Source organism: Flavobacterium sp., assembly GCF_044368625.1.
Taxonomy (GTDB): domain Bacteria; phylum Bacteroidota; class Bacteroidia; order Flavobacteriales; family Flavobacteriaceae; genus Flavobacterium.
Genome location: NZ_JBIPPD010000146.1, coordinates 1 through 8,190, shown reverse-complemented (window position 1 = coordinate 8,190; position 8,190 = coordinate 1). Strand labels below are relative to the sequence as shown.

8 protein-coding genes are annotated in these 8,190 nt (G+C 33.6%); 1 reads left to right on the top strand and 7 read right to left on the bottom strand.

What is annotated here, in order from left to right:
* The 5 genes from ACIQ2X_RS11105 to ACIQ2X_RS11085 form a co-directional block, all read right to left on the bottom strand.
* Positions 1-723: DUF1016 N-terminal domain-containing protein (locus ACIQ2X_RS11105; RefSeq protein ID WP_396178990.1), on the bottom strand; the 723-nt coding region annotated here is incomplete at its 3' end.
* A 615-nt stretch (positions 724-1,338) separates the two neighbouring features.
* Complete coding sequence (locus ACIQ2X_RS11100) at positions 1,339-3,195, bottom strand: DNA topoisomerase IV subunit B (protein WP_396178989.1); 1,857 nt, start codon at positions 3,193-3,195, stop codon at positions 1,339-1,341.
* Between the two features lie 121 nt (positions 3,196-3,316).
* Positions 3,317-3,988, bottom strand: a complete 672-nt coding sequence (locus tag ACIQ2X_RS11095) for a TIGR02117 family protein (RefSeq protein WP_396178988.1) — start codon at positions 3,986-3,988, stop codon at positions 3,317-3,319.
* Positions 3,989-4,131: 143 nt separating this feature from the next.
* Positions 4,132-4,614, bottom strand: a complete 483-nt coding sequence (locus ACIQ2X_RS11090; protein ID WP_396178987.1) for a hypothetical protein — start codon at positions 4,612-4,614, stop codon at positions 4,132-4,134.
* Positions 4,615-4,734: 120 nt separating this feature from the next.
* On the bottom strand, positions 4,735-5,520 hold the full coding sequence (locus ACIQ2X_RS11085; protein WP_396178986.1) for a hypothetical protein: 786 nt from the start codon (positions 5,518-5,520) through the stop codon (positions 4,735-4,737).
* 259 nt (positions 5,521-5,779) lie between these two features.
* On the opposite strand from ACIQ2X_RS11085, the gene aroC reads away from it, so the two are divergent.
* Entirely contained in the window at positions 5,780-6,844 is a 1,065-nt protein-coding gene (gene aroC / locus ACIQ2X_RS11080) for a chorismate synthase (RefSeq protein ID WP_396178985.1), read from the top strand.
* Between the two features lie 146 nt (positions 6,845-6,990).
* Here the strand turns inward: aroC and ACIQ2X_RS11075 are convergent, their stop codons facing one another.
* Together ACIQ2X_RS11075 and ACIQ2X_RS11070 are read right to left on the bottom strand one after the other, a co-directional pair.
* Positions 6,991-7,512: a hypothetical protein gene (locus ACIQ2X_RS11075; RefSeq protein ID WP_396178984.1), complete on the bottom strand. Its 522-nt coding sequence runs from the start codon at positions 7,510-7,512 to the stop codon at positions 6,991-6,993.
* Between the two features lie 163 nt (positions 7,513-7,675).
* Positions 7,676-7,849 (bottom strand): hypothetical protein, encoded by a 174-nt coding sequence (locus tag ACIQ2X_RS11070; RefSeq protein ID WP_396178983.1) that lies wholly within the window; start codon positions 7,847-7,849, stop codon positions 7,676-7,678.
* Between the last annotated feature and the right edge of the window lie 341 nt (positions 7,850-8,190).

Sequence of the window (8,190 nt, the reverse complement as noted above, 5' to 3'; positions counted from 1 at the left end):
TTCTGAATAAGAAGTTCTTTCTGGAATATTTAAAAATTCTAATATATAAGGGCTTTTTATAATTTCTGAAAAATTACTGATGGTATCATTTTTTAATTTATCTAAAAGAATTTCTTTATCTGAACTTAATCCAATTCGTTCGTAAAGCATTGAATTAATGTCACGCTGAAGTTGTTTTACTGTCCAATTGTTTTTTATAGTTTGAATTTCGTAAAAGTTTCTTTGCAAAGCATGTTCAATTTTTAAAAATTCAACTATATGTGTAAAGCTAATCTTACTTAAAAATAAATTTGGATTTTCGATGGCGATTGATTTTGTTTTTGCTTCTACATCAAGCTGATCAATCAATGCGTAAGCTATTTTGAATTGTTCATTCAGCGACTGAATAATTGTAATTTTATGATTTTCAGTAGATAAAAATTGTTCAGGCAATAACTGAATAATTGAGGGATAGGTTTGAAAAAATTTTTTAAACAAATGGAGGTTCGTAAAAGACATTCCTTTTATCTTTTTATTTTTCAAATAGTTAGCGATATTTTTGTAAAGATTCTCACCATATTCAGCACGTTCCTTACCTTTTTGTTCTACCTCAAATAAATACATTCCAATCAACCAATTACGCAAGGTATAGGCATAGTTTACTTTCCTATTTGCATAGTCGTGAAAGTAAGTGTGTATACTTTCAATTTGGTTAGAAATATCGATTTGAAATTTGTGTTGCATTAATTTGTGACAATAATTCGCATAAATTCTTCTTTTGTGGGCAAAATCGTTTTGTATTTACGGGCAAAAATTAGTTAAGTGTTTTCTGGCAATAAGTATTCAACTATCAAATCATTTACCGACTCCTTTAAAGCTTCACTGCTTTCGTCTTCGGGTAGGATATTTTATTTGTCTTCGTTCATTATTCTTTTTAAGAACTAAAAATTATATTTTTCTTTACAAATGTGTTTTTCTGTAATTATAAATTTACCGTTTGCTTTTTTTACACTTTCCGAAGTTGTTTCGCATTCCACGTGGTCATTGGAGAAATGAATAAAGATTAAACCACTAATTGTTATGATTATAATAGAAAATAAAGTTAGTATGTTATTTTTCATGTGTAGATATTTATTGCTTTTTATCGGTCATATATAATTACTTCACCTATTCGTCCCGATAATTATCCGGACTCGGGTCGCATATCTTCATTTGGGTTTATCTCATCAGATAAAATTTTATTTGGTATTCGATGACCCGAGCTTGCGAACTGGCGAAGCATTTTCAATTGCATCGCTTTCCCGTTATGCTCATTTCATAATTATTTATTATTGAGATTGGTCCTGTAGAATAAAAAAGTTAATCTTTTTCAACCACATCCAACTCCACTTTCAAATTATTGATGATAAACTCCTGTCTATCTGGCGTATTTTTCCCCATGTAAAATTCCAATAATTTTTCAATTGAAGTGGCTTTGTCCAACATCACGGGATCCAAACGAATATCAGCTCCAATGAAATGCTTAAATTCGTCGGGCGAAATTTCTCCCAAACCTTTAAATCGTGTAATTTCAGGTTTTGGTTTTAATTTTTCAATGGCATTCACACGTTCTTCTTCAGAATAACAATAAATGGTTTCTTTCTTGTTTCGAACCCTAAAAAGTGGGGTTTGCAAAATATACAAATGTCCTTCTTTGATTAATTCTGGAAAAAACTGCAAGAAAAATGTAATCAATAACAACCGAATGTGCATTCCATCAACGTCGGCATCGGTGGCAATTACGATGTTGTTGTAGCGTAAATCTTCCATTGCTTCTTCGATATTCAAAGCGGCTTGCAGCAAGTTGAATTCTTCGTTTTCGTACACAATTTTCTTGGTCATTCCGTAAGAATTCAACGGTTTTCCTCGCAAACTAAATACTGCTTGCGTATTAACATCACGAGATTTAGTAATTGACCCCGATGCAGAATCTCCCTCAGTGATAAAAAGTGTACTTTCTAAATACCGTGGATTTTTAATATCCGCTAAATGAACCCGACAATCCCGGAGTTTCTTGTTGTGCAAATTGGCTTTTTTAGCCCTGTCCTTGGCTAATTTCCGAATTCCTGAAAGTTCTTTTCGTTCTCTCTCGGCTTGTAAAATTTTGCGAAGTAATAAATCAGCTACTTCTGGATTTTTATGAAGGTAGTTGTCTAATTTATTCTTTACAAAATCATTGATAAAAGTCCGCACACTAGGCATATCAGGTCCCACTTCGGTAGAACCCAACTTTGTTTTGGTTTGCGATTCAAAAACCGGTTCCATAACTTTAATACTTACCGCACTTACTACCGATTTTCGGACATCCGAAGGTTCAAAGTTTTTGTTATAAAACTCCCGAATGGTTTTGACCAAAGCTTCTCGAAAAGCCACTAAATGCGTTCCTCCTTGTGTGGTGTTTTGACCGTTTACAAAAGAATGGTATTCTTCGGAATATTGTGATTTACTGTGTGTTAATGCTATTTCAATATCATCGCCTAAAAGATGAATAATGGGATAAACCATATCTTCTTCGGCAATGTTTTCGTCTAATAAATCTTTCAATCCATTTTCTGAAAAATATTTTTCACCGTTGTAAATAATCGTCAATCCTGTGTTTAGGTAACAATAATTCTTGAGCATTTTGATTACATATTCATTTCTGAATTTGTAATTTTTAAAAATAGCTTCGTCAGGTGTGAAAACTACTTTGGTTCCTTTTCGTTTGGTAGTTTCGATGATGTCTTCTTCCAGTACCAAATTTCCACCTGAAAATTCTGCGGCTTTTTGTTTCTCATCCCGAACCGATTCTACTCTGAAATAATTGGAAAGTGCATTGACGGCCTTGGTTCCAACTCCATTTAATCCTACCGATTTTTTAAAGGCAAGGGAGTCGTATTTTCCACCGGTGTTCATTTTAGAAACCACATCAATCACTTTTCCAAGCGGGATTCCTCGACCATAATCACGAACGGAAACGGTTTTGTCTTTGATGCTTACTTCAATCGTTTTTCCGGCACCCATAACGAATTCGTCGATACAGTTGTCTAAAACTTCTTTGAGCAAAATGTAGATTCCATCGTCTGGAGAAGATCCGTCGCCTAATTTTCCGATGTACATACCGGGACGCATTCTGATGTGCTCTTTCCAGTCGAGTGAACGGATATTATCTTCGTTGTACTGATTTTGTTCGGCCATTTGAAAATTCTAGATTTTCAGCTAATATACGGCATCTGTACAAAAATTAAAAGTGCATATAAATAAAATTCTCAAAAAGAACTCAACCATTAAAAAAACCAATTTCGGACCAATTTTTCATTTATTTTTCTTGATAATGCTGAAAAATGCCCCTATCGGTTGCCGTCCAAATAGCGGCTTTTTGATGCATAGCTTTTAATGCAGTATTGGCCCAAGTATTACAGGTATAAAACAGCGTGTAAGCTCCTTTTGCTTCATAAAAACTATCATTTTGACCGTAGGTAGTTGCGTTAATCCAAATAGGATTTCCATTCGTGTCGTATTTAAATGTATTTTCTATGTATGAAATTAAATTTTGATATTCTGCAGCCGAAATTTTAATTTTCACACATCGTTCATTTTCGTTGATTTCTTTGTAAAAAGTGGCGTGCATTGCCGAACTTCCCAGTCCAAATGCTGCAACAAAGGCCGTACTTAATTTCAAATCTGACCATTGGGGCGTATTGAGGTAAAAACCTTTGTCGCCCCAACCTAATCCAATATATTGCATAGTAGCATCTTGTGATTTTATTTGACTGAATTGAATAGTTTGACTCCAGTCTTTATATTTGGTTTTGATAGGAACTACAATATCAGTATGCACACCATTGGTTTTAATGTAAACAGTAACGTCTTCTGAATTTAATTCTTGCGTTGAATTGACGGGAATATAAGGAATAGCAAAAACTAAAAAGAGATATACAGCCGTAAATATCATGAGCGCTAAAATTGTTTTAGCCAAGAGTATCAGCATTTTTTTCATAATTGGTTAAGGAGAGAAATGAATAATTTGATACTTACTAAAACTATACCAAAGAAATTCAAACTAAAATAAATGAAAAACACTTACAAAAAATCAATTTTGTAAGTGTTTTTTAATTATTTCTAAGAAATTTTTTAGAATTGGTAACGGATACCTAAAGCGATGTCTGGTCCAAAATTATCATTTCTAAATTCGTCTCCAAAATACAATTCTGGACGAATATCCAATGAAAGTAGCAACGGGATATCAAAATTATATTCGATGCCTATATTTCCAGCAGCAAGGAAAAAAGTACCGCTGTCTTCCCTTGGTTTATCAGCACTGTAGCTTCCTAAACCTCCACCAAATCCAGCATACCAATTGAATCCGCCTTCTATATTCCATACCCATTGGTACAAACCCACTAATTTATAAGCGTCGTAATCGTCGTTGTTTCTAATTCCTAAATCAAGTTCCAATCGATTATTGTCACCCAAGCCTCGTTGGTAAGAAATTTCTGCTCCAAATCCGTCGTTATCGCCTAATCGAAGTCCTAATGCGTTTTTACTAATTTCTTGTGCATTTGATGCGAAAGCCAGACTCACTAGCATTACCGCAGATAAAATTAATTTTTTCATAATATTGTTTTTAATGTTTCTAGGGCAAATGTAGTGCTGAAATAAATAAATGCATTGTAGCATTTTATAAATTTGTTACAATATTTTAGTGTGTCTCTAATTGTAAAAATAGTAGACTCTTTAGTCCAAAAACTCCTCTATAGTTGAAGAACCTTCTTGTGGGATTGGTAAATCTACATCAAATTGCGAAAAGTCGTTTAATTCAAAATTAACATCCGTCTTTGAATAAATCATTCCTACTCCCTCGGCATAATACTGTGTGGACACAATTACATTTTGTGGATTTAAAATGGTTATTGTTACAGGCGTATTGATTACAGGCAGCGTGTACACAGTTGTAACTTTTAAGTTCGCGACCAATTGAATCACTTTTACATTTGGGTAGGTTTCTTTACCAGGAACGTTAAATGAGGCCAAACTTTCTTTAAAATTTGAAGTTAAATTGTAATCAATTTTCAATGGTAATCCTTGTATTTCTTGTTCGACTACACCTGAAATTGCATCCAATTGCGAATTGTTTGCGCTATTTTCTTTAAAAATAACAAAGTCAGTAACTTCAACATTTACAGGAAAAAATTCGGCAAGCGCTAAACCAGTTGTTCCAGAAAGCAACAGTAGATCGCCTTCTTTTCGTACGTTATTGTTGTTTAAGGTTGTGGTATAGAAACCGGTAGGAGTCGAGGCAGTACTTAATTTCTGATAGGTTTTACCGTTTATAGCAGTTTCTCCATTAACATATAAAGAATCACGACCTATTTTTTGGTTTTCCAAAAATACATCATATACCCAAGCTGACGTTGCAGTTAATGGCAAAAATGAACTCATCGGCGTATTATTGCCTTCATCATCCGAACACGAACTTAGAGAAATGAACACAAAAAGTGCTAAAAGTGATAATTTTTTCATTGGTTTAAAATTTGATTGTTTCAAAGCAAATATATAATAAAAATGATTATCATATTTTAAGGCAATTGAAATTGCGTTTTAAAAAGTTATTTTGATAAATTCCATCACATTTTAAATCTGAAATGCAACAAAAATATATGCTTATAAAACATTCGCATTTAACTTAGAAATCAATTAGAGATACAGGATACAATCAAATAATTAAAGTATATTTTTAAACTTAAAACGAATAGTTTACATTTGTTCCAAACAATACAATATGTCAGGAAACAGCTTTGGAAATCTGTTTAAATTAACAAGTTTTGGAGAATCGCACGGAACTGCTTTAGGCGGAATTATCGAAGGAGTACCCGCTGGAATTTTACTCAATTTTGAAAAAATACAAGCAGAATTAGCGCGACGAAAACCAGGTCAGTCGTCTATTGTTACACAGCGAAAGGAAGAAGACGAGGTGCAATTTTTGTCCGGTATTTTTGAAGGAAAAACCACTGGAATGCCCATCGGTTTTACGATTTTTAACACCAATGAAAAATCGGAAGATTACTCACATATCAAAGAAGTTTATCGTCCAAGTCATGCAGATTATGTGTATGAAAAAAAGTATGGACTTCGAGATTATCGCGGTGGTGGTAGAAGTTCGGCTCGAGAAACTGTTTCAAGAATAGTTGCCGGAGCGATTGCAAAGCAAATATTACCCGAAATCAAAATCAATGCATTTGTATCATCGGTGGGCGAAATTTTTATTGATACACCGTATCAAGATTTGGATTTTTCGAAAATTGAATCAAATCCTGTTCGATGCCCTGATGAAGAAACGGCTGAAAAAATGGAAACGTACATCAAGCAAATTCGCAAAGAAGGCGATAGTGTAGGAGGAACCATAACTTGTGTTTTACAAAATGTACCCATTGGTTTAGGCGAACCGGTTTTTGACAAACTGCATGCCGAATTAGGCAAAGCGATGTTGTCCATCAATGCTGTAAAAGGGTTTGAATATGGTAGCGGTTTTTGTGGTGCACGAATGAAAGGCAGCGAACACAATGATTTATACAATACCGATGGTTCTACCAAATCCAACTTATCGGGCGGTATTCAAGGCGGTATATCGAACGGAATGGACATTTATTTTCGGGTGGCGTTCAAGCCAGTTGCCACTATTATGCAAGTTCAAGAAGCGCTTGATAGTGAAGGGAATATTGTAGAAATGAAAGGAAAAGGACGTCACGATCCGTGTGTTGTTCCTCGTGCTGTACCTATTGTAGAGGCAATGGCGGCGATGGTTTTGGCAGATTATTATTTATTGAATAAAACGCAGAAGAGGTAATGGTGTTCTTTATTATAGGTATGACAATTGTACGGCTTAACTATATGACAATGGGTTTATGCTAGCGTTAAATTTTGACTAATGTACAAAGTGGGAGCACTACAAATTTGACCTAAAGCATTATCATTTAAATTACAAAACAGAAATCAGTAGTCAGTTTTAAAATGTCCATCTATAATATCTGTTCCGTAAGTTACATTAGAAAACTTAACCTCTATCTTATCATCAGTTATTTTAATAAAAATATTTTGATTTGATAAGGCATAGGTAGAAGGCATTTCAGGGCTAAAGTATTCCGCAATTACAGTATTTTCAGTCATTAGCGAAATATTGTCAATGGTAGTTCTATCTCCTTCTTCAACATCAGCGTCATATATAAATCTGAATATAAGTGTGTTAGTGAGATTTTCATTTGCAAGAAGACTTGTAAAGATATTGTTCGGATCTTCAATCTTAAGTCTAAACACTTTAGTTGCTACTTCTCCATTTTGTGTAGAGGTATAATTTCCACCACCAAAAGAAACCGGAAATCCGGTTTCAAAAATAGAGTGTTTTTCCCCATTAATTGTAATGTAGTTTTGAGTTATACCTGAAGAATCACCTGATTCGCTGTTGCAGGCAGAAAATAAAAGGCTAATTGATAGAACGAAGGGAATGATTTTTTTCATATGATTGTATTCAATCTATTTTGAATAAAACAAATATAAAAGATTATTAGGTATTGAAATAGGTTTTTTTTAATATAGGTTTTGGTGTTGATGGAAGTTTGATAAATTAATATGAAGTTTGGCGAGTTTGGATGGCGGAGTAGCGGATTTAAAATAATTTATATTACTTTCTAACAACCCAATTCTCCATTTTAATACCTTTCAATCTTTCGAAATCCTTGGTGTTTTCTGTAACTAGGATTAATTTATTTTCGATAGCAGTTGCACCAATTAATAAATCGAATTCATTGTTTTTTCGGAGTGTCAAGTTTATTGAGCCGTACTTTTTCTTCCGCATATTTATTTATGGAGCCGTATATGGGAATTATTACGATACCTTTCAAGAATACATCTACAGCCTTATGCGATTTTGATTTGTCAACACTATTTTCTGCACCAAATCGTAGTTCTAAAACTGTTATTTCTGAAATATAACAGTTCTCCAATCTTTTTTATTTCAGTATTTTATCCATTTCAAACTTTCCGCGAAGAAAATGGATACAAATATTAGTATCAAGTAAATAGTTCATTAGAATTTTATTTCTTTCGTTCTAAATGTTCTACTCGTTTTTATAGCTGCATTTATTTCATCAGAAGTTTTTTCTGTAGAAAAAGCACCAAAAGAGCCATAGAAGTCAT